20 protein-coding genes and 1 pseudogene are annotated in these 23,462 nt (G+C 49.7%); 6 read left to right on the forward strand and 15 right to left on the reverse strand.

What is annotated here, in order from left to right; genetic code table 11:
- Positions 1-14: 14 nt before the first annotated feature.
- Both Q4I12_RS00350 and Q4I12_RS00355 read left to right on the forward strand, forming a co-directional pair.
- Complete coding sequence (locus tag Q4I12_RS00350) at positions 15-1,907, forward strand: ATP-dependent nuclease (RefSeq protein ID WP_302259939.1); 1,893 nt, start codon at positions 15-17, stop codon at positions 1,905-1,907.
- Positions 1,908-1,910: 3 nt separating this feature from the next.
- The gene (locus Q4I12_RS00355) at positions 1,911-3,770 is read left to right on the forward strand and encodes a UvrD-helicase domain-containing protein (RefSeq protein ID WP_302259942.1); all 1,860 of its coding nucleotides are present in this window, start codon (positions 1,911-1,913) and stop codon (positions 3,768-3,770) included.
- A gap of 14 nt (positions 3,771-3,784) precedes the next feature.
- On the opposite strand, the gene Q4I12_RS00360 is transcribed toward Q4I12_RS00355, so the two are convergent.
- From Q4I12_RS00360 to Q4I12_RS00385, 6 genes are all read right to left on the reverse strand, one after another.
- Positions 3,785-3,973: a hypothetical protein gene (locus tag Q4I12_RS00360; RefSeq protein WP_302259944.1), complete on the reverse strand. Its 189-nt coding sequence runs from the start codon at positions 3,971-3,973 to the stop codon at positions 3,785-3,787.
- On the reverse strand, positions 3,970-5,130 hold the full coding sequence (locus Q4I12_RS00365) for a Y-family DNA polymerase (RefSeq protein WP_302259946.1): 1,161 nt from the start codon (positions 5,128-5,130) through the stop codon (positions 3,970-3,972). The genes Q4I12_RS00360 and Q4I12_RS00365 overlap by 4 nt, the downstream gene beginning before the upstream one ends.
- Before the next feature lie 624 nt (positions 5,131-5,754).
- A complete protein-coding gene (tnpA, locus tag Q4I12_RS00370; protein WP_302259948.1) occupies positions 5,755-6,180 on the reverse strand; it encodes an IS200/IS605 family transposase in 426 nt (141 codons plus the stop codon).
- A 268-nt stretch (positions 6,181-6,448) separates the two neighbouring features.
- Positions 6,449-6,958 (reverse strand): hypothetical protein, encoded by a 510-nt coding sequence (locus Q4I12_RS00375; RefSeq protein ID WP_302259950.1) that lies wholly within the window; start codon positions 6,956-6,958, stop codon positions 6,449-6,451.
- Between the two features lie 10 nt (positions 6,959-6,968).
- Positions 6,969-7,568, reverse strand: a complete 600-nt coding sequence (locus tag Q4I12_RS00380; protein WP_302259952.1) for a YagK/YfjJ domain-containing protein — start codon at positions 7,566-7,568, stop codon at positions 6,969-6,971.
- Positions 7,569-8,301: 733 nt separating this feature from the next.
- On the reverse strand, positions 8,302-9,474 hold the full coding sequence (locus Q4I12_RS00385) for a HipA domain-containing protein (RefSeq protein ID WP_302259953.1): 1,173 nt from the start codon (positions 9,472-9,474) through the stop codon (positions 8,302-8,304).
- 100 nt (positions 9,475-9,574) lie between these two features.
- Here Q4I12_RS00385 and Q4I12_RS00390 point away from each other — a divergent pair.
- Positions 9,575-10,269, forward strand: a protein-coding gene (locus Q4I12_RS00390; protein ID WP_302259955.1) for an IS1 family transposase whose coding sequence is annotated in 2 segments (ribosomal slippage) — positions 9,575-9,893 and positions 9,893-10,269 — 696 coding nt in all. Because the reading frame shifts where the segments join, the coding sequence is not laid out codon by codon here.
- Positions 10,270-11,641: 1,372 nt separating this feature from the next.
- On the forward strand, positions 11,642-12,151 hold the full coding sequence (locus Q4I12_RS00395) for a MucR family transcriptional regulator (protein ID WP_204674841.1): 510 nt from the start codon (positions 11,642-11,644) through the stop codon (positions 12,149-12,151).
- 164 nt (positions 12,152-12,315) lie between these two features.
- On the opposite strand, the gene Q4I12_RS00400 is transcribed toward Q4I12_RS00395, so the two are convergent.
- The 6 genes from Q4I12_RS00400 to nikA all read right to left on the reverse strand — a co-directional run bounded on the left by Q4I12_RS00400 (position 12,316) and on the right by nikA (position 18,363).
- A complete protein-coding gene (locus tag Q4I12_RS00400) occupies positions 12,316-13,095 on the reverse strand; it encodes a class I SAM-dependent methyltransferase (protein ID WP_302259956.1) in 780 nt (259 codons plus the stop codon).
- A 205-nt stretch (positions 13,096-13,300) separates the two neighbouring features.
- Positions 13,301-14,125 carry an ABC transporter ATP-binding protein gene (locus Q4I12_RS00405; RefSeq protein ID WP_302259957.1) on the reverse strand — a complete coding sequence of 275 codons (825 nt, stop codon included), beginning with the start codon at positions 14,123-14,125 and terminating at the stop codon, positions 13,301-13,303.
- Positions 14,125-14,937: an ATP-binding cassette domain-containing protein gene (locus tag Q4I12_RS00410; protein WP_302259958.1), complete on the reverse strand. Its 813-nt coding sequence runs from the start codon at positions 14,935-14,937 to the stop codon at positions 14,125-14,127. Before Q4I12_RS00410 ends, Q4I12_RS00405 begins: the two co-directional genes overlap by 1 nt.
- Positions 14,934-15,779 carry a nickel/cobalt ABC transporter permease gene (opp1C, locus tag Q4I12_RS00415; protein ID WP_297160294.1) on the reverse strand — a complete coding sequence of 282 codons (846 nt, stop codon included), beginning with the start codon at positions 15,777-15,779 and terminating at the stop codon, positions 14,934-14,936. The genes Q4I12_RS00410 and opp1C overlap by 4 nt, the downstream gene beginning before the upstream one ends.
- On the reverse strand, positions 15,776-16,717 hold the full coding sequence (opp1B, locus tag Q4I12_RS00420) for a nickel/cobalt ABC transporter permease (protein WP_302259959.1): 942 nt from the start codon (positions 16,715-16,717) through the stop codon (positions 15,776-15,778). The genes opp1C and opp1B overlap by 4 nt, the downstream gene beginning before the upstream one ends.
- Before the next feature lie 59 nt (positions 16,718-16,776).
- Positions 16,777-18,363, reverse strand: coding sequence for a nickel ABC transporter substrate-binding protein (gene nikA, locus Q4I12_RS00425; RefSeq protein ID WP_302262078.1), 1,587 nt, complete (start codon positions 18,361-18,363; stop codon positions 16,777-16,779).
- A 109-nt stretch (positions 18,364-18,472) separates the two neighbouring features.
- Here nikA and Q4I12_RS00430 point away from each other — a divergent pair, with 109 nt between their 5' ends.
- Positions 18,473-20,020, forward strand: a complete 1,548-nt coding sequence (locus tag Q4I12_RS00430) for an outer membrane homotrimeric porin (RefSeq protein ID WP_302259960.1) — start codon at positions 18,473-18,475, stop codon at positions 20,018-20,020.
- Between the two features lie 312 nt (positions 20,021-20,332).
- Here Q4I12_RS00430 and tnpA (Q4I12_RS00435) read toward each other — a convergent pair whose 3' ends face one another.
- On the reverse strand, positions 20,333-20,788 hold the full coding sequence (tnpA, locus tag Q4I12_RS00435) for an IS200/IS605 family transposase (RefSeq protein WP_072333439.1): 456 nt from the start codon (positions 20,786-20,788) through the stop codon (positions 20,333-20,335).
- A gap of 313 nt (positions 20,789-21,101) precedes the next feature.
- Between tnpA (Q4I12_RS00435) and Q4I12_RS00440 the strand changes: the two genes are divergently transcribed.
- Positions 21,102-21,965 (forward strand): tyrosine-type recombinase/integrase, encoded by an 864-nt coding sequence (locus Q4I12_RS00440; protein WP_302259961.1) that lies wholly within the window; start codon positions 21,102-21,104, stop codon positions 21,963-21,965.
- Here Q4I12_RS00440 and Q4I12_RS13905 read toward each other — a convergent pair.
- Positions 21,849-22,184, reverse strand: a pseudogene (locus tag Q4I12_RS13905) (transposase); the annotation flags it as partial. The gene Q4I12_RS00440 and the pseudogene Q4I12_RS13905 sit on opposite strands and share 117 nt — an antisense overlap.
- 177 nt (positions 22,185-22,361) lie before the next feature.
- Positions 22,362-23,462 carry a DNA cytosine methyltransferase gene (locus tag Q4I12_RS00445; RefSeq protein WP_302259962.1) on the reverse strand — a complete coding sequence of 367 codons (1,101 nt, stop codon included), beginning with the start codon at positions 23,460-23,462 and terminating at the stop codon, positions 22,362-22,364.

Raw genomic sequence — 23,462 nt, forward strand, 5'->3', positions numbered from 1 at the left:
AATTAGGAGGATACATGTTTTTATCAAAAATAGCTATGAAGAATTTTAGAAAATATATAGACACTACAGTTGATTTTCATAAAGGTCTCAATGCATTAATAGGAGAAAACAATTCTGGGAAAAGTGCTATCATCGATGCAATCAAAATTGTTTTTAATACTCAGAGTGCTGAAAGCATAAGAGTAACTGACGATGATTTTCATATCAGCGAAAATAATGCAAGATCTTCAGAACTAAGCATTAATTGTGTGATCGAAGATCTAAGCGATGATGAAGCAAAAAATTTCATTGAGTATGCAAGCTTTACCAAGTCAAGTGAAACATCCTCCTGTAACGTAAAAATTTATTTATATTTTCGTGCATGGAAAGAAGGAAATAGAATTTTTTCTTCATTAAGAGCTGGGAATCCTGAAAATGGACCATTTCTTGATGGCAGAGCTAGAGAACTACTTAAATGTGTTTATCTAAGGCCACTACGAGATGCTGAGCGCGAAATGCATAGTGGAAAAAATTCTAGGATTTCACAAATTTTATATAACCACCCCCTATTTATTGATAAAGAAGATAATAAGCTAGTTGATATTCTAAAGAATGCAAACAATGACATTGAAAGATATTTTTTAAATGAAGACGGTTGTTCAATCTTATCAAATCTTCGAGAAACTTTGCGAGAATTTATTTCTGACTCAGATAATAACAAGGCTTCCATCGAAACATCCTCAGCAAGGTTGAAGCAAATACTTGAAAGTCTATCTCTAGCTGCACCAGAAACTAATCCAGGACTCGGTACTCACAATCTTCTTTTTATCGCAGCTGAATTATTACTGCTAGGAGAAAATATAAACGGTAGCCTGAAACTAGCTCTCATCGAAGAACTGGAAGCCCATTTACATCCGCAAGCGCAGCTTAGATTAATTGATTATTTACAAAAAAAATATAATGAATTAGGTGTTCAAATTATCATCTCAACGCATAGTCCGATATTAGCTTCCAAAATAAATGTAAAAAATCTTATTCTTATTAAGGATCAAAATGCTTATGATTTAGTGCCTGAGCGAACACAACTTAGCAAAGGTGATTATTTATTCCTACAAAGATTTTTAGACTCAACAAAAGCCAATTTTTTCTTTGCTAAGGGAATCATCATGGTTGAAGGTGATGCCGAAGCTTTGTTTATTCCTATTTTGGCAGATATATTGGGTATCAATTTAGAGAAATTTGGAATATCTATTGTAAAAGTAGGAAGCGTAGGTTTTTTTAGGTATTCAAATATATTTCTTAGATCTAATGGAGATGCAATTCCTATCCCTGTATCAGTTATTACTGACTGCGACATTGCGCCTCAGTATAAGGAAAGGATTTTTGATATAAGAATTGCTGAGACAGCAAAAGCAATTATGGAAAAAGAGAGAAAGTATACAAAAGGGAATATTCGGGCATTTATTGCACCAAGATGGACATTTGAATATTCAATAGGATTGAGTTGTCTCAGTAATATGCTATACGAATCTATTTTCCAAGCAAATAAAATAGAAAACAGCGAACAATATGCATTGACAAGTAAAAAAATAGAAAAAGTTGAAAAGGAATTAGAGGAATTCAAGAGTACATTATCAGGACTTTCCTCTGATGAAGTAGCCTATAAATTTTATCATGACTGTTTACTAAGTAAAAAAACATCTAAAGCTATTGTTGCACAGTGTTTAGCTAGTAATCTAAAATGGTCGGTAGTAAATTTTTCAAATCAAGAAAATACTCCCCCTTCAAAGGAACTTATGTTTAATCTAGATTTATATCAAACTAAAATAAATGAGGATAAACGTATTGAATTAAAAGATAGATTTGAAAATGATCCGTATCTGAGGTATATAATAGATGCGATCAAACATGCAGCTAAAATAGGATAATAAATGAACTCTATAGCTGATTTTTCTGCACTCGAAAACTTGCTTTTACCTCCGGGGAGTCAGTTCTCCGATGATGCGCGTGCAGTGATTAATTGCTGGGAAAGTAAGGATATACTAGCTTGTCCTGGAAGTGGAAAAACTACCGTACTGCTTGCAAAACTGAAATTACTTTCTGATAGACTTCCTTTTCCGGATGGTTGCGGAATCTGTGTCTTATCTCATACAAATGTTGCTGTTAACGAACTCAAAAATAAATTAGGAGATAGCTCTAATTTATTATTATCTTATCCTAATTTTGTAGGAACTATTCAGGTATTTATCAACCAGTTTATTCTATTCCCTTTTTTAAGGGATAAGGTAGCCTCCCCAATATGTTTAGTGAGTAATGAAGAATATGCCAAATATCTACATATATTAATAAGGAATGAATACAAAAAAATAGATAAGCTGCTCAATGCACATTTTCGATATCGCAACAACAGATTTACATCAATAAGTGAGCTAATAGAAAATATATATGTTGATGAACATGGCCTTAAAATAAAAAATGAAAGAAATTACATAGCAGGCAGAGACAATGATGCTTTCAGAGAGTATTTGAAGGCTACTCAAGACTTACTATTTACAAAAGGGATACTTAGATATGACGATACATATAAGCATGTAAAATATATTTTTGATCAATATGGAGATTTATTAAAAAATATAATATCAAAACGTTTTTCTTTTGTATTTGTTGATGAATATCAAGACTGCTCTAGAGTTCAAAAAGAAATTTTGGACAGTCTTTTTTCTAATACAGATACGATATTTCAAAAAATTGGCGACATAGATCAAGCAATATATAATAATGCATACGCTGAAGATAGTTTATGGAATACTGCTCATAATCACCTAGAAATTGCTTGTTCAAATAGATATGGGCAAGAAATTGCAGATATATTGACATTCTTTCGAAGCAAGCAGCCCCCTATTATTGCCACAAGAGGGAATATAGATATCCCTCCAACGTTATTTGTATATACAGAAGAATCTCGACATCAAGTCATACAAAAATTTATAGATAAGATAAAATATTATAATCTTGAAAGGGAAGGAGGGGTTTTTAAAGCAATTGGAATTTTTCACAATGTGAAGGGATTAAAGATAAGAGACTATTGGGATAAATTTGAGAATAAAAAAAATGCTGCTCCAGAAAGTAACTATCATTATTTTCTCACAAACATAGTCGAAGCGTTGGATAGTGGAAATATATTTCTAGCTGAAAACTATGTAAGAAAGTTACTATGCAAAATATTCCATATTCTAGATATAAAAAACTCCAATAATAAGTATTACACAATGGAATCTATAAAGACTTATTTATATGCACAGGATCCTATAGATTTTAGAGAATCCATATTAAATTTAATGAGAACGACGGACAGCTCATATTGTGGGATAAAAAGAGAAATTGATGAAATCATCTCATCCTTCTTTGGATGTAATTTATTCGATCAACTTCCAGATTCATTTATAAAAGGAAGTTATTCGAATTCGTGCACTACCTATGGATGTGAAGGTAGTTGTATAGAAATAAAGTTTGATACTGTATATGGAGTTAAAGGAGAAACCCATGATGCAACTTTATATTTGGAAACAGAAACTAGAAATAGTTCTGATATAATCCGCGTCATAAAAAAAATAGATGCATTAGCAAAAAACAAAACTCTAGAGGATCGCAATGGCCTTTACGAAAGGAGTTCTCGTTGTGTATATGTTGGACTATCCCGTCCCAAAAATTTACTATGCTTAGCTATTAGAAAGAGTACATACGATAGATATCCTTCTTTCTTTTCAAAATGGCATATCGAACATATATAGAATTAAATAAATTTCTATTTACAGAACTTGATTTTTTTATTTATCAACTCCCTATCTAAATAAACTGTCTCTCGAATGGCTTCCTCGTGCCCTGTCAGGGCAGCAAAAGGGGAAAACTGGGCAGCTCTGTTGGCTCTGGGCATACGGGGATACTTGGACTCAGGACGTGGCAGATTGATGATATCATCGTACTTGTCGCTCATGCCTTGTGCCCTCCTATCTGCTGGTTGCGTTCCCTGGTCGTTGCTCCCTCTTCCAGGTTCATGCCCTTCAGCAGAGCATTTTTGCCATAGCGTTCACGGATTTTCAGGATGGCCTCCTGTCTCTTGCGTTCTTTCTGGAGCTGTCCCTGTTCCTGCTCTTCCCGCTTCTGCTCCGCAGCATAATCGGTGAACAAATCGAGCTGTCTGGGCTTTTTGTCTTTGCCTGTCTGGTTTTCATGCAAGACATGGGCTGCTACCAAGTTGATACGCCTGACCAGCAAGTTTCGATCCACAATGCGATCAAAAAGCTCCAGCACAGCATGTGTCATCCGTCTGCTGGAAGATGTGAACTGGCCTAGATTGACCGTACCATGTGCATGCTGAGGAAGCTGACGTCCATAGCTGTCCGTAATCACCAGACCGGTATAACCACGCTCAGGAGACAGACTCTCGATATCATACCCCACCGTCAGTACCAGCTGATCCGTCACCAAACGCTTGCCCACCAGATCCAGAGCAAGCGAGTCTACCATCTCCTTGACCACCAGACGAGCTTTTTCCACCTCATAGGGAGAGTGTAGCACTTGTCCTGAACCTATGCTCCTGGAAGATGGCTGGTATGCCTTGATATCTGCCATCGTACACGGTTCATAACCCCAGGCATGATCTATCAGCAGCTCTGCATTCACCCCAAACAGGCGAAAGAGTAAATCCTCGCTATGGATGGAATAGCGTGCAATATCTCCCATCGTTTTGATGCCGTACTTTTCCAGCTTCTGGACATATCCTCTGCCAACTCTCCAGAAATCCCTCAAGGGGGTGTGATGCCACAACTGCTGGCGATACGACATCTCATCCAGACAGGCTATACGCACACCATCCTCATCTGCTGCTACTTTTTTGGCCATGATATCCATAGCCACTTTTGCCAGATAGAGATTTGTGCCTATACCTGCTGTAGCTGTGATACCAGTGCTGCGTAGCACATCAAGAATGACGCTCTTAGTGAGTTCATGTACGGATGTACGATAATTTTTTAAATAGGAAGTAGCATCGATAAAGACCTCATCGATGGAATAAACGTGGATATCATCAGGAGAGAAATACTTCAGGTATACGCTGTAAACTCTGGTACTGTACTCGATATAGAGAGCCATACGAGGCACAGCTGTCAGAACTTATGGCTAGGGAAGGATCAGCAGCTAGCTCAAGAGCATCTGAGGATTCTCCCGTGAATCTCCTCCGTGGAGCTTTCTGTCTGCGCAACGCATTGGCTGCATGTACTTTCTGGATGACCTCAAAATAGCGTGCTCTACCCGGAATGCCATGAGCTTTCAATGAGGGAGAAACTGCCAGGCAAATAGTCTTCTCTGTTCTGCTGGGATCAGCTACCACCAGGTGAGTAGTCAACGGATCAAGACCACGCTCCATACATTCCACAGAGGCGTAAAAAGACTTGAGATCGATGGCTATATAACTGCGTGCTGGCATATGAATCATGCTGCTCTATCTGTGCCTAGTAGTTCTTCGATAAATTTCATCTATCATCTTTATATTTTTACTAGTCAGCAGCTTAAACTATAGCAATATCAAGAAGGGGTTCCAAGGTGATAAAACATATCAATTTGATAAAGTATTCGTCAAGGAAAGCGGATGATATTTTTCTTTGACGATATAGAAACAATTGAACACTCCACCGGCTAAAGCCGGTGGATTCACCGTGGCGACTAAAGTCGCGTTCCGGCTAAAGCCGGTATGGCCCCTGCTGAAGCAGGCTGAAGTCATTCCCCCTCAATTCGGAAGGTTTCATCTGCATCTTCCTGTTGCGTGATGTATTGCTTAATGACCTCATCGGTCACATTGCCACTGCTGCAACAGAAATAGCCACGCGCCCACATATGACGTCCCCAGTACTGGCGGCGCAACAATGGAAATTCATTTATCATGGCATGCGCGGTTCGGCCTTTCAGTTGTTGCATCAACTTGCTCACAGCAAGGCTTGGTGAAATCGAAACGAAAAGATGGATATGGTCGGGTGCTATATGTCCTTTGAGAATTTCCACCTGCTTTTCACAGATGCCGCGTATCAGCGACCTGGCTCTCTGGGCGATGTCGCCTGACAAAATCTTTTTCCTGTACTTGGTTATCCAGACCAGGTGCAGGTGAATTGAAAAAACACTGTGGGAGCCTTTACGATAATTGCTCATGCCCACAGACTACAAAAGAAACGCTAAAGCCGCCACCTAAAGGTGGGGGTTTTACCCCTCCCTGAGTGGGACAATAAGATGAAAATATATTATGCAGATGAATCCTCTTACAAGTATAAAATTGATCTTATACAGATATTTTTCTCCACGTAATACTGTGATGATAAAACTCAATAAAAATACTCTCTATAATTTTTGATGAATTTTACAGGGAAGGAGAGAACCCATGAAAAGATCATCTCCTTCCCCTTTTTATACTATCAAGCTTTTATGATCTTTTTAAATGCTTGATCATCTCGTTTGCCTCAGCACCTGTCATATTACTACTACCGTGGCTAAACATATCCATACACAACTGATCTATATGTATACGCTTTCTACCAGCCAACTGCTTTATAAAATCTTTCTGTTTCTCACTAGCCAGTTTGCTTCCACCCCCATGTTTATTCTGAGAAGGTGGTAACGCTGTTGTACTGGAATTGCTATTAACTGGATATGTAGAATCTTTCTGACCTGTAGATACTGCTGGATGACATACTGTTTGAGACGACATGAAATTCATCTGATCTTGAATCTTTGCCTGAGCATCGTTTCTAGCAGCATTGATAATATCGACTGTGTTGTAAGAATTCACTGTAGCCTGATTTGCACTACCAAAGTTGGATACTGTCATCGTACCATCACAGAGAGATACAGATACGATAGCAGTATGCTCATTTTCAGAATTTGGTGACTGCTGCACTGAAAAACTATAAGATTTTTTGTTTTGAGTATCCATGATAATCCCCTTAATTATTATCAGAATTATGAGAATCTATGTTTTTATTTTTAGGTAAACGTGACATACCAAAGTTTCTCTGTCCATCATGAATAGAACCTTTGGTATATGCTTTTGCTAAATATAAAGCCTGCTGTTTCACTTCACCTAATCTTGAATCAAACTTTTCAACATCAGATGTCCTGGTAATCATTTTGCCATTATAATCCATATTGGATTTATTCGTGCAGTAGTCTATCAATCCTTTTGAATCTCTATCTATATCTAGAGTAGAATTCCAAATTGTCTCAACACTTTTAAAGACATGGTTATAAGTCTTAACTCTAGTTCCATCTAACAAGAACAAGCAATGATAGTGAGGATGATTACTTTTGTTTTGTTCACGTACCCAAATATAATACGGATCACATTTACGACGTTTATACTTTTTAACCATATGTGCCATGCAATCAGATATATTTTTTGATGAGGTATCTCCAGTATAATTTTGAGGATATCTAACATCAAACCTGATGGATAATGTTTTACGATGATTGTCTGTATAGAAGTCTAACAACTCATTGACACTATTTTTGATATTATCCAGATACTGTACGTTTTTGTTTTTCATATTTTCACCTCATATTTAGATAAAAAATATCAAATAACAACAATCCAATACTCTGCAAATATGCTGATGACATGTTTGCAGTGTATTGGATAAATATACCTTCACATTCCATATCGTTTTTTGTTAAATCAATTACTTTTCCATACTCAACATTCAATCAGCACATTTAGTTGCTGTTTTAATGTTTAAACAATTACTAACTATTCCACATATAAAGTTACTATTTTTGATATTTAAACAATCTAACTACTTCCTATATAAAGTTACTATTTTAATATATTATATTAGTATTACATACCCCCTATATAGTTGAGTGTTACAAACCTTAAGAACAGAGACCATGAAGAGTAAAACTTCATATTATGTATGTCCGAATTATTTTATACATAAAAAAAAGCATAGCTTAATACTATGCTCTTTTTTATTCTCATTTGACGGAAACTATATCGCAAAAGTATCGTTCTTATGCAAACAGAGAGCCTTCAAAGCTTACCTATGCACCATAGATGACTAGCAATTTGAGGAGAGGGGACAGCATTTTTTATCCGATTTTTCCGCTAAAAAATCACTCTACATCATTTTTTCCCTGATCGAGAGAAGATTTCCATAGTTTGAACGGTCTCTTTGGATCATAAAGAGCTTCTATGGAATCCTTGTAACGCTACTTGCATGTCTGCTTCTGAAGGACATTATTCTAATACAAACCTCAAAGGTTTTCTCATTCTCTATTCGTCTACCAGAAGCTCAGTTCACTCTCGCTATGAGTCTCCCCTTCAAGTAGAAGTGATGCTCTCTTCTGTACGGCAATTTCAATATACTTCAAACGCTTTGAAGAAAGGTTATAACGAGGATGTTTCTTCAGCTTAAAGTTTAGGAGATGCCGTAATCCTTCACGATGTCTTGACTTCATACAAGACTTAGCTACAGAGAAAAAGTTGCTGTAACACACTGGTGCTTGGACATCAGCAAAATTAATAAAAACATCCTTACTCTCTATTTCTATGGGAGAGGCAAAATTAAATAGTGAGTTCCCGTGATCAAACAGTGGTGCAGGAGCTTTGAGAGTATTCGTTGCAGCATCCACAAGAAAACCAAAGTTTCCAAAGTGGCGATCAGTATTGGCAATGACAGCATCAAAGACGAACATATCCTCCAGCATGTCCCTATACTTAGAATCAAGCGTTCCATAGTAATCGATGACTGCCTGCATTCCTCCTTGCTTCACAATATTGCCCACAGGAACAAATGAAATATCCTTGCTGGTGAAAATTTCACACTTTGAGCAAAGTCTCGATTTCCATTTGGCGATATTATACTCGATTGCATTCACACCGAGTATCTGGGCAATCTGCCATGCATAGTATTCTGAATAGGGCTCATTTCCTGTATTTGATGCCCCTACAGTACCACCTTTATAAAGGTATATTTTACCAGATTGCCTGCGCCAGCACTTGGGAAGCATACCGTTCGTTGTAAATTCAGGACTCGATACTACAGATGTACGAACAGAGCTGCCATAGCCGGTAAAAGCAATATTAGCTAACAACTCGCTGAATTTATTGTCATAAAGATTGCACTGGTCAAAGGTTTTGGAATCCCCTTCCCGTACAACCCAGTAGCTGTCGTTGAGAGAAAGCCCCTTGCTGACATCTATGATGCCCATTGTGCTATTCGCAGATAGACCAGTCTTTGCCAGAAACGAATGGATGTACGCTCTGTTCCTGGGAATCTTTCTGTGCTTCAGCCAACGAGCAAGGCCCTTATCCGTCACCTCCATTCCAAGCGGTATGAGTGACAGCGAATCCTGATCTATGTGCGTTATGGAGATCTCAGGAATATCACCGGTATCCTTAGCGGAAAATCGAATCAGCTCCCTGTCGAAGAGCTTCAAGATGTAATCAGCCATGCCTGCTCCGTTTTGGGCTACTCGCTTGCTTACCTGAAATTTTTTCGAGAGTATTGCATAAAGAATGTTATAATGGTATACTCCAGTTAAGGAGTTCTTTATGCAATACTGTCCAAAATGTGCGTCAGAGCGGATTGTGAAGAATGGAAGACACTTGGAGCGTCAGAGATTTCGCTGCAAAGACTGCGGTTTTCAATTTACCCGTGACACTCCCAGAGGACGACCGGCAACGGAAAAGGCAATGGCCATCCTGCTTTATACTTTGGGCCTTTCGTTTAATGCCATAGCACGTATTTATGGAGTTGCAACATCGACCGTCATGCGTTGGGTCCGGGATTTCGCTGAAAAAACTTATGAAAAGCCTTCTCCTGGGGAAGCTGTCATCATAGAACTTGATGAGATGTGGCACTATTTGCATTCAAAAAAAACAAACTATGGCTCTGGAAAGCTTATTGTCGCGATACCGGTCAACTCATTGACTGGGAATGTGGCAATCGTGACCAAAGCACTCTTGCAAGATTGATGGCAAGGCTTCGCCGTTGGTCTGTCTGGTTCTTCTGTACCGACAACTGGAAAGTATATCCACGGGAAATACCCGAGGACGACCTCATTCAAGGAAAACGGGGAACCGTGCGAATTGAACGAAATAATGCCCGCCAAAGACACTGGTTTGCCCGTTTCAAACGTAAATCCCAGGTGGTTTCAAGGTCCTTGCGAATGGTTGATCTCACAATATCTCTCTTTGCCAGATTTCATGTGAACGGGCAAAGAGAAGATATTTTATCATTCTTTTAGCAATACTCTCATTTTTTCCATGTGTCGAGCTGTGTGTAGATGCGCACAAAACACCTTTCTTCCTCTCCGTCACCTGGATGAGGAAGCTCTGTGAACCATCCCCCAATTAAGGGATACCACAAAATCCTACACGCTCTATGCCTCGGGCATACCACGTTTTCCTTAAATCAAAAAGCGTGCTGTTCCTCCCTCAATGTCATGGCTTTGTAGAATCTACTTCCGGGCATATCCATCTCTTTGCCCAAATGGCAGCTCGCCAACCTTTTGACATTGACACAAGACAGGAGACTCAGCAGGATTGGAAAAGATGGATGCTTTGCTGCGGGGTAGTCCTTCTTCGTTCTATACTGCTTGCGTACCTTTATGAGTACCATTCACATTTATTAAAATAAATATATCAAATATTATCAAATAGATATATAAAAAATTCGAATCCCACCCTCTCCGCCACATCATAGTCCACAGAAATCCAAGAAAGTCCGCAAAGCCTTGAGCTGAGCGGACTTTTTCTGTTTTTGAGGTTCAGGGACGTTCACGAAAGACCGTAGACAGCCACAAAAAAAGGGGGCAACTTTGGGGGCAAGTAATGTTGCCCCCATATATTTCAAACAGGAGTTGCCCCCAATGCCCGGAAAGCTCACGGATACCGCCATTCGCGGCGCGAAGCCCCTGGAAAAAGCCTACAAGCTGACGGATGGCGGCGGCCTCTGTCTGAAAGTTGCCCCGATGAGGCCGTCGAGCCGATAATAACACCGTTGCCCCAGAGTTTTGATCCCCTTCCTTTACCGAAGCAGATCTGCCCGGCAGACACAGGCCAGCATACCATCTTCGATCTTGGAGGCTGTCCATGCGGCAGTTTCCCGCCGTTCTCTCCTGGCTATCCCAAGCGGAAAGCTGGGCAATAAGCCTGCCCGAACAAGACAGAAGGCCGCAGCCGTTTGCATGCAGATATGCCCTTCGCCCAAGAAGGGCAGGAGTTTCAGCTCTCCAGCCATATGACCTCATCAAAACAGGGAACCGTAGTAAATCATACCGTACATAAGCTTTGTTCTTTGTCCGACTTTCGCAGCAAGTATCCATCCCTGCGTATTGCCCTGGAGCTGTCTCACAATATCACCGCTGGACTATCGCACGGGATGCTTACTCTCCAGACAAGACGAGAGCTGATCGCGTTCCCGCATAGACCGTCCTGAATATCTGCCTCATAATTCATTGGCTAATAAAAACAGATATTTATTTATTTTGTTCTATAGAAAAAATATTATTTTGAATATGTTTCAATAAAAAATAACACAAACCACTTATTTCTTGAAAAATATCTTTTACTCATATACGGTCGCCTCTGGCATATGAAATAAAAGGAGGGACTTTTATGGCTCTGGAAGACAAAGATATTTTTAATGCCATTTTCAACAAATACAGCGACCAGCCCATCGAATTCATCATGGAGCAGTACGAAAAGGCAAAGATCCTTAATATGGCCATCGAGCGCCGGATTAACGCGCAGGCCGAGCAGCCTGTGAAGGTCGAAGAGGCCGCGCCTGCCGCTCTGCCCCCCGTGGACGAGCCCCTTCCCGTCGAAGAGGAAAAGAAGCCCGCCCCGGCCCCCAAAAAGATCTTCACCAAGGCCGATCTGGTCTTCAATCCCGCGGAAGCCATCACCGACAACACCATCACCTGCTGCCTGTGCGGCAAGGCGGCCTGCTCCCTGACGTCCCGCCATCTGGCCAATCACGGCATCAATGTGGAAGAGTACAAATACCTCTGCGGCTATCCTTCCGAGCAGAAGCTGATGTCCCGGAATTTCGAAGCCAAGATGCGCCGCAATGTCCAGAGGGCCCAGCAGGCGCGCAAGGAAAAGCGCCGGGCCGAAAACGCCTAACGCCATCATGGCATGGCCTGCTCTGCTCCCAGGAGCGGGCATGATCCGTCCCGTAGTGAAAAGAAACAAAGAAGGGGATGCCCACGGGCACCCCCTTCTTTGTTTCTTCCGACATGCCGGCAGTCGCGGCAACGCCCCTCCGAATCCCGCCACAGGGCAGAGCATCAGGGACGATACGCACGCAGGGCAAACATGGGCACCGGATTGTAGGTGGCGTCCCGCCGGACGAAGATCCGCCCGCTGAGCCCGGTATCACAGCTGCAACGGACAAAGCCCGCCCGTGCCAGGGCCTCCATGTCCCACTGCGGTCGTTCCCGGCGGCTCAGGGGCAGGGCCCGGCGGATGTCCTCCCCTTCCTGCAGGAGGGCACTATCCACATCGGCATGGGCATGTTGCCCCTTTTCATCGGCAAGCCGGGTAAAGTCCACCGCCCCGTAATCGGCATCAAAATTGAGCAGTACGCCGCCGGGCCGCAGCACCCGCAACCACTCCGCATAGGCCGCCTCGGGATCCGTCAGCGTCCAGGTCAGGTTGCGGGCCAGGACGCCGTCAAAGGACGCATCCCCAAAGTCCAGCTCCGTGGCACTCATGCAGCGCCAGTCCACCGTGCAGCCTGCCTCATCGGCCAGTGCGACGGCCTGGGCGAGCATCCCCTCGCTCAGATCGACGCCCGTGACCTCGCAGCCCGCCTGTGCCAGCAGGATGGCAAAAAATCCCGCGCCCGTGCCCAGATCCAGTATGCGCAGGGCGGTCCCGTCTTCCCTGCGCGGCAGCCAGGGCAGGATCTCCGCCCGCCACAGGGAGGACTTGTCACTCTGCAATTCCTCACGGCGTACCTGCCCGAAAGCGTCGGAACGCCGGGTCCAGTAACGCCGGATGCGCCCGTCGAGCCCGGGCCGGGCCTTAACAGCATCCCCGGGGATGCCGGTAGTCTGCTCCATCATGTGCTCCTTTACGGTGTCGTGCGGGTATCGGCAGCCCTTGCCTCTGGGCCGTCTTTTCACCCGCGGCACGATCACGAAATCTTGCCCGTCTCATGGACGGGATGCGGCCGGCCGTTCCCTGCCGGTGCCGTGCCGCAAATCTGCAGCCTTCCTGCCGCCATGCCCGCAGGATGCTTTACGGCGGAGGGCCATGCGCTCCTGTCGTTCAGCCCTTCGTCGCCCCGGTGGCTCTTCCTGTCCCGGCAGCTTCGTCACAGCTCTCGTCCCATGCGGAGCGGAACGGGACGACTGTTTCCAGCATCCGCCGCAAGCGCGGACTGCGGGCGCTCCCCAGCTGCGACACCGGCAGATGCTCCGCACAGCGGCCCTGATCTAGGACCAGCAAACTGTCACAGACCAGCGTCGCGGCCTGGAGATCATGGGTGATGAAAAGGCAGGTCGTGTCGCTGCGAATGTCCCGCAGCAATTCCAGTATCTGCACCTGTACCGGGACATCCAGCGAGCTCACGGCCTCGTCCAGCACCAGAAAGGACGGTCGCGCGGCCAGCGCCCGCGCGATGCAGGCCCGCTGCACCTGGCCGCCGCTGAGTTCATGCGGCAGACGGCCGGACAATGAAGGCGAAAGCCCTACGCGCTCCAGCAGCCTGTCCACTTCCCGACGCCGCTCCCGGCGGGAAAGGCGGCAGCCCGGCCCCAGGCCCTCGTCCACGGCCTCCGCCAGCGTAAAGCCCGGATCGACCGAGGTCACATAGTCCTGAAAGACCACGGAGAGCCTCCCGCCCCGGGCCCGCCATTGCCGCAAGGGCTGACCTTCCAGCAGCACGATACCACGGTCGGGCCGCTCCAGCCCCAGCAGCAGACGCGCCAGCGTACTCTTGCCGCTGCCGCTCTCGCCCACCAGGCCCGCCATCTTGCCCCGCTCCAGACAGAAATCCAGCCCCCGCAGCACGGGCCGGGAGCCCCCTCCATGGGGGACGGCGTAGGTCTTCCAGATATCTCGGACGGAGAGGAAGATATCGCTGCCGCTCATCACCTGTCTCCCAGAGCCTGCCGGAAGCCCCGCCATAGGGCCAGCCGGGTACGGACCAGATGCCGGGTGCAGGCATGGCCCGGCGCATCGAAAAGCTGTGCCGCCTGCCCGTACTCGACGCAGCGCCCCGCCTGCATGACCAGCACCTCGTCTGCCAGCTGCTGTACGGCGCCAAGATCGTGCGAGACGAAGATCAGGGATGCCTCACGGGCCATGTCGGCCAGACAGCGCAGCACCTGCTGCTGATGGCAGGCATCCAGAGCGGTGGTAGGCTCATCGGCCACCACCAGCGCGGGCCGCAGGGCCAGCGTCAGGGCGATCATGCAGCGTTGCAGCATGCCGCCGGACAACTGGTGCGGGTAGCTGCCCAGGACGGTCTCCGGCAGGTCCACCCGCTGCAGGGCCTCGCAAACAGCCTCCCGGGCCCGGGCAGCGGACATCCGCCCCCTGTCCCGCAAGGCCCCCTCCAGCTGCTTTCCCAAAGGCCTGAGAGGATCGAAGGCCGTCATGGCCTGCTGCAGGATGACGGCCATGCCCGTGCCGCGCAGCTCCCGCCAGCCTGCGGGATCGAGACGGCCCAAATCGCGGCCGTCGAAATGCAATTGCCCGCTCCGGACCAGCCCGGACGGCAGCAGGCCCAGCAGGGCCCGGCAGAGCAGGCTCTTGCCGCTGCCGCTCTCGCCCACGATGCCCAGACAGTGCCCGCGTTGCAGCGAAAAACTCACGTCCTGCACCAGCGGCCTGCCGGACAGGCCCTCCGTGACGGAGACATGCCGTAGTTCCAGCAGCGGCACGGGATGTCCATGATTCACAGCACAGGCTCCTTGTGCATGGCGTGCCTGGGGTCCAGGGCATCACGCAGGCTGTCGCCCAGATAGTTGCAGGCCGCCACCACCAGCAGGATGGCCAGCCCGGGCGGCAGCATCTGCCAGGGGTACAGGACCATCACCTCGCGCGCCTCGCCCAGCATCATGCCCCATTCCGGTGTGGGCGGCTGCACGCCGAGCCCCAGAAAGGACAGGGCCGAGACCATCAGTATCACCGCGCCGGTATCCAGCGTGGCCAGGACGCTGATCTCCCCGGCAGCGCAGGGCAGCAGATGACGCCTCATGATGTGGCCCGTGCCGTAGCCCGCCACACGCGCAAAACGCACGAAGTCCCTGTCCGCATAACGGAGGGTGATGGTCCGCATCATGCGCGCGTACCACGGCCACTTGGCCACCACGCAGGCCAGCACCACGTTCTCCAGCCCCGGCCCCAGCATGCCCACGATGGCCAGCACCATGACCTCGCCGGGGAAGGAAAGCATCACGTCGCACAGCCGCATGAGGCAGGACTCCACCCGCCCGCGCACAAGGCCCGCCAGCATGCCCAGCAGGGCCCCCAGCGAGACCGTGGCCCCCATGGCCAGCAGCGAGACGCCCAGCGTGGCCCGGGCCCCGTAGAGCAGGCGGGAAAAGATGTCGCGCCCCAGCCTGTCCGTGCCCAGCCAGTGTTCGGGCCCGCAGGGGGCCAGCTTGCGGCTGCCGTCCACGGCCAGCGGATCCCAGGGCGTCAGCCACGGGGCCAGCAGGGCCGCCAGCAGCACGATGCCCAGGAACAGCAGGCAGGCCAGGCCAGCCCTGTCATGCAGCAATGCCCGTACGCACCTCATCGCAGCCCCCGTTCACGCAGACGCGGGTCCAGCAGGCCCGCACAAATGTCCATGCACAGGTTGCCGGCCACGAACAGCACGGCCATCAGCAGGACATAGGCCTGGATGACGGGAAGATCCCGGTTGAAGATGGCCGTGACGCACAGGCGTCCCAGACCGGGCCAGGCAAAAATGCACTCCACCACAAAGCTGCCTGCCACCAGCTTGGGCAGGCTCATGCCCAGGGCCGTGAGGCTGGCCTGCAGGGAATTACGGAGCACCATGTGCAGGATGGCCCCCCGGCTGCGGCCGCAGGCCCGGGCGTAGAGGACGAAGTCTTCCTGCGCGGTCTGCACCATGCTGTTGCGCAACAGCCGGGCATAGGCGGCCAGATAGGGCAAGGCCAGCGTCACGGCCGGGAGCACCAGCGAGGACGGCCCCTCAAGGCCGCCGGTGGGCAGCCAGTCCAGATGGACGGAGAACAGCCAGATCAGCAGCAGCCCCGCCCAGAAGGCCGGTACGGAGGTACCCAGGAAAAGCAGGGCCCGCAACAGACGGTCCACCACCCTGCCCTCATGGCGGACACAGACCAGGGCCACGGCCAGGCTGCACACCAGCATGATGGCCGCGGCCGTCCCCGCCAGCATCAGGGTGGGCGGCAGGGCCCGGGCCAGCTCCCCGGCCACGGGCCGCCCGTTCACATAGCTCATGCCCAGGTCGCCCCGAAGCACATCCGCGAGCCAGCGCAGGTAACGCTCCGGAAAGGGCCTGTCCAGCCCGAGCTGCGTGCGCACCTCGGCCAGCAGTTCCGGCGTGGGGGTCATGTCATTGACCCGGATGACCACTTCCGCCGGGTCCCCGGGGCTGAGCTGGATGAGGACGAACGACAGGAACGATATCCCCAGCAAGAGCGGCACGAGCCCCAGCAGGCGACGCAACAGGCAATGCTTCATGTCCATCCTTCATCTCCGTCCCGGTGCCTCCAGGCCATGCCTGCCGGACACCGGGACGCGGTGCATCAAAAATACATCTTCTCGAAGGGGATCTCGTACTGCGACACGCCGAACGAAACGCCCTTGAGCTCCCGCATGTGGACGGCCTTGGTGCGGGAATAGGTCAGCGGGATGTAGACGCCCTCATCATGTACATAACCGAGGATCTCCGCATACAGGGCCTTGCGGCGCTCCTCGTCCGTCTCGGTCATCAAACGGGTGATGGCCGCGTCCAGCCATTCCTTGCGCTCCAGACCCAGCTGGGCCTGATAGTCCCCGTGCGCCGGGATGCGCCACGAGGAAATATAGGACTGCGGGTCGTAAGGCGTGCCCCAGGACAGGGAATACTGCAATTCAAAGTCGCCGCTCTTCTGGCGATCCAGAAAGGCCTGCTTCTCCTCGCCCACGATCTTCATCTCCACCCCGATCTTTTTCAGGTCCGCCTGCATGTACTCGCCGATGCTGCGCTCCTGCGCATTCTGCGAATTGTAGTACAGGCGCACGCTGGCCCTCCGTCCGTCCTTGTAGCGCCAGCCGTCGGCCGCCATGAGCCAGCCCGCCCCGTCCAGCAGACGCGCAGCCTTTTCCGGGTCATGGCCGCGCGCCTCCAGCGGCAGGTCGCAATAGGCCACCGTGGAGGCCAGCAGGCTGGGGGCCACGGTCTCGGAACCGTTGAGGATGGTGGCGGCGATGCCTTCCCTGTCCACCGCATACTGCAGGGCCAGGCGAACGTCCCGCTCCCGGGTGAACGGCTGGTGGGCGTTGAGCAGTATGGCCCGCGAGGCGATGGGCTGGCTGATGGCCGCCGCATAGCGTCCCTCACGGCGGATGGCGTCGAAATTGTCCAGGTTGAGCATGTCGCCATCGGCCCCGAACACCAGATCCACGTCCCCCTTGTGCAGGGCCAGCAGGATGGCCTGGTGGTCGGGCATCACCTTCCAGCGCACGGCCTGCAAACGGGGCTTCTCTCCCCAGTAAGAGGGATTGGCCGTGAACAGGGCGTACTGGTTCTCCTTGTGTTCCTTCAGTATCCACGGGCCCGTGCCCACGAGGCCGCGCACGCCGTTGCGCGTCTGGCCGTCGATGAAGCAGGACGGCGAGATGAAACGGAAAGGCCGCAACAGCCCCAGCTCGATGAGAGTGGGATAATAGGGGTGCTTGAGTACCAGACGCCAGGTATGGCTGTCCACGACTTCGTGGCGTTCGATCTCGTTGATCATGTCCAGCCAGGCGTGGCGCAGGCGATTGGCGATGATGGCATCCATGTTCAGGCGGACGGCCTCGGCATCGAAGGGCGTCCCGTCGCTGAAGGTCACACCACGGCGCAGATGGAAGGTATAGACGCGGCCGTCGGGCGAGATCTCCCAGCTTTCGGCCAGCCAGGGCCGGACACCTTCCGCCGTGTTGATGACCAGGGGCTCGAAGACCATGCCCTGGGCTGCCATCTCGCCGCCGTACAGGTGCGGATTGATGTCCCGGATGTCCTTGGTGCTGGCATAGACCAGCTCCTCGCGCGGCGCACCGGCCTGTCCCTTCTCCTCTTCCCGGCAGCCGGCCAGCAGGCTCAGGCCGCAGAGCAGCAGCCAGCATACCAGCAGTTTGCCCATCCTCATTTTTTCCACAGGAACCTCCCCATAATAGTGGCATGTTTTTAGAAAGCGTGCTACCAGAAAATCGTAGCACGCTTTCTAAAAACATGCCACACATTTCAGAGGAGGACAGATGAAGAAAAACAAGCCGTATGGCGCAGCCGCCGTCTTGCTGGCCGGGGCCCTGTTGGGGGGCCTCATGACCGCGCCCGGAGCCCACGCCGTGGACTTTCGTGTCAAAGGCGTCTGGATCGCCATGCTCGAATACGGGGATGGCGGCAGCTTCGTCCGCAAGGACAGGGAAGGAAAAAACGTACAGGGCTGGGGCCGCTGGGGCGAGGACCGTTTCGAGGCCAAGAACCGCGTACGCCTGCAACTGGATGCCGCGGTGTCCGATGCCCTTTCCGGCAGCGTCTATTTCGAGATCGGCGGGGCCACCTGGGGCCGCGCCCGCAGCGGCGGGGCCCTGGGGGCTGACGGCCAGATCGTCAAGATCAAGCACAGCTATCTGGACTGGAACCTCCCCGGCACGGGGATCAAGGCACGCATGGGCCTGCAGCGCATCTTCCTGCCCGATTTCGTCACCGATGCCTCACAGGTCTTCGATGCCGACGTGGCCGGGATCAGCGTCGCCGCTCCGCTCACGGAACATCTGTCCCTGACGGCCTTCTGGGCGCGGGCCTTCAATGACAACTGGGCCGCCCCCGATGGCGGCCAAAGCGGCTGGCTGGACAATGCGGACTTCTTCGGCCTTTTGCTGCCGGTGACGTATGAAGATATACGCCTCACCCCCTGGGCGCTGCTGGGAACGATCGGCAAGAACGCGTTCCGCCACGGCAACGGACGGTTCTACAGCCGCAACAGCGAAGGGAGCTACGGCATCGGTCTGTCCCCGTCCGCCTATCGCTTCGATGGCCGCGAGAGTAGCCTGGCCCACGCCACGGCCTTCTGGGCGGGCCTCACCGGCGAGATCACGGCGGCCCGGCCGTTGCGTCTGGCCTGGAGCGCGGCCTGGGGCAGCGTCGCCACAGGGGATGCCGCCCTCGACCGTCACGGCTGGTATGCCTCGGCCCTGGCCGAATACGCGCTGGACTGGGGCACTCCCGGCATCTACGGCTGGTACAGCAGCGGCGATGACGGGGACCCCGCCAACGGTTCCGAGCGCATGCCCACCATCGAGGCCAACAACGAGGGCACCAACAGCGTGGCCGGCTTCGGCACCCTGGGCACCTGGACCCTGGGCCGGGACACCCTGCTGGGCTCCACACTGGTGGGCACCTGGGGCCTGGGCCTGCGCGTGTGCGATATCAGCTTTTTCGAAAACCTGAGCCACACGATCCATCTCAACTATTATCAGGGCACCAACAGCGCCGGCATGGCCCGCCACATCAAGGGGGCCGGCGGCCCTGACATCGTCCGCCCCAACGGGACGGACTTCAATACCGCCAATTACTACGGACTGTACCTGACCGACAGGGACCGGGCCATGGAAGTGGGCATCATGAGCACCTATACCCTCCACGAGAACCTGAAGTTGCTGGTGGAGGCCAATTACATCGCCCTGTGGCTGGACAACAGCCGGGATGTCTGGGGCGGCTACCACGCCGGAGGACGCCGCTACGCCGCCAACAGCACCGAGGATGCCTGGAACATGAACGTGAGCTTCATCTACAAATTCTAGCCTGCGGGCCTCAAGGCCTGTTTCCCGCAGCCGCCGTCCGTCCGGGCTTCCCGGATGCGGCGGCTGTTCTGTTCGAAAAAACAGATCTCCGCCACAGGCCACACGACCTTGCCTGAGCCAGCCCAATTCTCCGTGGACGCTCGCGCAAAGCATGTCTCAAATAAAAAAGCCCTCGCGGTCTCCCGCAAGGGCTGAAATCAGAACCACCCGCAAAGCGGGTGGTTTGCTCTGGCCCTGTAAGGGCCTGTTACCGGCTGCGCCTAAAGACGCTGGCTTTCACGCTGTTCAAGCCCAGTGCCCTTGCCGCCTTGGCTACCCCTTAAAGGGGTCTTGATATTCGCGTGATGTCAGCTTGTCTCTCATAATGTCGTGACGTTCCTGATCCTGGATATATTTTTTGATCGTTGCCTCATTAAGCCCCACCGTACTGACATAATATCCTTCGGCCCAAAATTTTCTGTTGCCAAACTTATATTTAAGGTTTGCGTGCTTATCGAATATCATCAACGAACTTTTCCCTTTCAGGTAGCCCATGAAATTTGCCACACTGATTTTAGGAGGAATGGACACCAGCATGTGGACATGATCCGGCATCAGATGCCCTTCCAGAATCTCAACCCCTTTATATTTGCAGAGGCATTGCAGAATTTCTTTTATACTTTCACGGAGCTGTGCGAAGATTATTTTTCTTCTATATTTTGGAGTAAAGACGATATGATACTTGCACAACCATTTCGTATGCGCTAGGCTATGAGCCTTGGTTCCCATAACAAAAACACCTTTCCGTTAATGTTGCGATGGGCTTGAACAACTTCATCGTAGCGGAAAGGTGTTTTTGTGTGTATAACGTATTGCCTCCACCCGCATAGCGGGTGGTTTTTTGTTTCGCGCCTGTCAGGCGCTCAACAGGCTAAAGCCCATAACGAAAAAGGCACCTGCATCACTGCAGGTGCCTTGATTCCTTGTTGGCGTCCCCAAGGGGATTTGAACCCCTGTCGACGGCGTGAAAGGCCGTTGCCCTCATATCCCTCTTTACCCGTTACACCATTTTTTGCACGATCTGCCAAAAAAGGGAGATCGTATGACCCTGAACGACGCTTTTGACCTCTATCAGCAGCTCGTCCTGTCGTCTTCTTCGAAAAGAGGAATAACAACAGAAACGGGGCGTTGGCAACACCATATTGCTCCTTTTTTGGGGAATATGCCGCTTGAGGGGGTTAAAAATGTTCAAATTATGCAATTAAGAAAGGTGCTTGAGGGAAAGTCCCTTAGCCCTCAATCTGTCTATCATTGCTTGTCCTTAGTGCGTCGTGTTCTGCGCCGAGCAGTGGAATGGGAATTATACGCTGGCCCTGTTCCTGTATTCAGAATGCCCAAATTTGATAATCGACGTCTGAGATTTCTTTCTGAGGCAGAAGCGGCTTATCTCCTTCAAAATCTTAGTTCAAGATCAGAATTATGGCACGACATAACAAAATTTGCTTTATATACAGGACTTAGAGCTGGAGAGATATATGGTCTAATGCCGTATCATGTAGATATGGCAATAAGAAGTGTTAAGATATATGATACAAAAAATACGCTCAGCCGTGTTATTCCTCTTAATGATATAGCTTTAAATATCGTAGAGAAATATTATCGATATTCAGTTCAATCATTACCACTTTTTAACCACAATGGAGAACTTCCCGCTGCCCATTACAAAGTTTTCAGATGCGCCATCAAGGCTTGCGGATTTAATCATGGGATTAAGGATAGGCGCGAGCGTGTTTGCTTTCATACACTACGGCACACTTTTGCATCATGGCTTGTGCAAAAGGGTTATCCATTAGCAATGGTTGGTACACTTCTTGGGCATAAAAACATCAAAATGACTATGCGGTATGCGCATCTTGCCCCTAGTCAAGCACATCTCGCCGTGTCCTCTTTGCCTAATTTGGAGTGATAATTTCTTAGTTATCCAAATAGGATACGCTAAACTTACCATACTTATTGTAAAATTATATTGACATTGGGCATCAATGCCGACATTCTCCCTATACTCTGTGACAAGTATGCGAAAGATTTTCGCCATGACACCGGTTTTGTTCCAACGTTTGAAGTGCTCGTGGACAGTGCTTTTTGAGCCATAACAAGTGGGAAGCATGGTCCATTGGCATCCACTACGACATTTATGAAAATCCCGGCAAGAACCGTTTGCTGTGTGATTGGTTTGTTTCCATCACGCCGTTTTGGCTTGAATGGAGCAAGGAAGGTTCGACATGTTCTCACAATTCATCAGGCACATCGCGAAAACCTGCATGTTTCGCGACGAGCTTACCCTTTTGGGGAAAATCAAAAACTATGCCGGAATCCTCCCAGCAGATTGCATTGCGTGGAGGCACTGCGATGCAATCTGCTGGGCAAACTCGCAAGGAAGAGCATTCCCAATGATATTACAAACCTTATCCATATATTGCGTGTCAAAAATATAATCTTCCGGGAATGTTTGCAGTGTGGCCGCTTCACGTACCGAAATAGTCCTGTTTTCGGTAGGATGCCCGTAGCGCCCACGACTTAAAGTGGTACAACCACCCGTTATGGTGGGGGAGACTTTGTCCCACTCCATTCTGCCGTAAACATTAGAGAAACCTCTATATTTTCCTTGATGGCAGGGAGGCCGAAGCGATTCAGGAATATTTTCCCAGCTTGTGCCGGGCGTAGCCGCCTGAAGTCGGGCAACATTTTGAGCGGATAAATCACGGACCACATGCCACTCACGTGAAGGGAGTTTGCCCAAAAGTTTTGCCTCGCTGAACGTGATAGGGGCAGGATAGTGTGAAATTGCCTCGCGCACCGTCTTCCACATAGGCAGGCCGTTGGCCCCAGTGCTAGAGTGAGTTGGCTTCGGCATGGAAATGCTGAACCCGCGTCCTGCAAGTAGCACTAGTCTTTTTCTGAATTGTGGAATACCATAATCAGCGACTTGTAAAACATTCAGAGTTATTTTGTAGCCCAAACCTTCTAATTGGCTGCACATCGGGTCAAGGAGATGCTTTCCGCGCAGAGCAAGGCCAGGAACATTTTCCATCATGACAGCTTTTGGAAGGGTTTCTTTAATGAGGCGCAGCATTTCATTGACTAAGGCATTTCGAGGATCATCGCGCTTGTATTTTGCTGTTAGGCTGGTGAATCCCTGACACGGAGGACATCCTGAAAGCAAGTCAATAGTTCCAGTTGGAGACTGAGCTAGTAAATCCTTTCCGGAAACATGACGAATATCTTGAATAAAAAGCTTTGTTCCTGGATGGTTAATTTGAAAAGTTGATGCAGCGGCAGGCTCTATTTCCACAGCAGCGGCAACGGTAAATCCTGCTTTTTTTAAGCCAACAGTCAAGCCACCTCCTCCACAAAAGAGGTCTACAGCGACTGGCTGATGTTTTTTATTTTGGGGGAAATTCAT

Origin of the sequence: Desulfovibrio piger, from assembly GCF_951793255.1 — a bacterium.
Lineage (GTDB): Bacteria > Desulfobacterota > Desulfovibrionia > Desulfovibrionales > Desulfovibrionaceae > Desulfovibrio.

Excerpts from the sequence above, each read along its gene's own strand:
- Q4I12_RS00350 (WP_302259939.1), top strand. The coding sequence starts at position 15 with ATGTTTTTATCAAAAATAGCTATGAAGAATTTTAGAAAATATATAGAC.
- Q4I12_RS00355 (WP_302259942.1), top strand. The coding sequence starts at position 1,911 with ATGAACTCTATAGCTGATTTTTCTGCACTCGAAAACTTGCTTTTACCT.
- Q4I12_RS00360 (WP_302259944.1), bottom strand. The coding sequence starts at position 3,973 with ATGAGCGACAAGTACGATGATATCATCAATCTGCCACGTCCTGAGTCC.
- Q4I12_RS00365 (WP_302259946.1), bottom strand. The coding sequence starts at position 5,130 with ATGGCTCTCTATATCGAGTACAGTACCAGAGTTTACAGCGTATACCTG.
- tnpA (WP_302259948.1), bottom strand. The coding sequence starts at position 6,180 with ATGAGCAATTATCGTAAAGGCTCCCACAGTGTTTTTTCAATTCACCTG.
- Q4I12_RS00375 (WP_302259950.1), bottom strand. The coding sequence starts at position 6,958 with ATGGATACTCAAAACAAAAAATCTTATAGTTTTTCAGTGCAGCAGTCA.
- Q4I12_RS00380 (WP_302259952.1), bottom strand. The coding sequence starts at position 7,568 with ATGAAAAACAAAAACGTACAGTATCTGGATAATATCAAAAATAGTGTC.
- Q4I12_RS00385 (WP_302259953.1), bottom strand. The coding sequence starts at position 9,474 with ATGGCTGATTACATCTTGAAGCTCTTCGACAGGGAGCTGATTCGATTT.
- Q4I12_RS00395 (WP_204674841.1), top strand. The coding sequence starts at position 11,642 with ATGGCTCTGGAAGACAAAGATATTTTTAATGCCATTTTCAACAAATAC.
- Q4I12_RS00400 (WP_302259956.1), bottom strand. The coding sequence starts at position 13,095 with ATGATGGAGCAGACTACCGGCATCCCCGGGGATGCTGTTAAGGCCCGG.
- Q4I12_RS00405 (WP_302259957.1), bottom strand. The coding sequence starts at position 14,125 with ATGAGCGGCAGCGATATCTTCCTCTCCGTCCGAGATATCTGGAAGACC.
- opp1C (WP_297160294.1), bottom strand. The coding sequence starts at position 15,779 with ATGAGGTGCGTACGGGCATTGCTGCATGACAGGGCTGGCCTGGCCTGC.
- opp1B (WP_302259959.1), bottom strand. The coding sequence starts at position 16,717 with ATGGACATGAAGCATTGCCTGTTGCGTCGCCTGCTGGGGCTCGTGCCG.
- nikA (WP_302262078.1), bottom strand. The coding sequence starts at position 18,363 with ATGAGGATGGGCAAACTGCTGGTATGCTGGCTGCTGCTCTGCGGCCTG.
- Q4I12_RS00430 (WP_302259960.1), top strand. The coding sequence starts at position 18,473 with ATGAAGAAAAACAAGCCGTATGGCGCAGCCGCCGTCTTGCTGGCCGGG.
- tnpA (WP_072333439.1), bottom strand. The coding sequence starts at position 20,788 with ATGGGAACCAAGGCTCATAGCCTAGCGCATACGAAATGGTTGTGCAAG.
- Q4I12_RS00440 (WP_302259961.1), top strand. The coding sequence starts at position 21,102 with ATGACCCTGAACGACGCTTTTGACCTCTATCAGCAGCTCGTCCTGTCG.
- Q4I12_RS00445 (WP_302259962.1), bottom strand. The coding sequence starts at position 23,462 with ATGAATTTCCCCCAAAATAAAAAACATCAGCCAGTCGCTGTAGACCTC.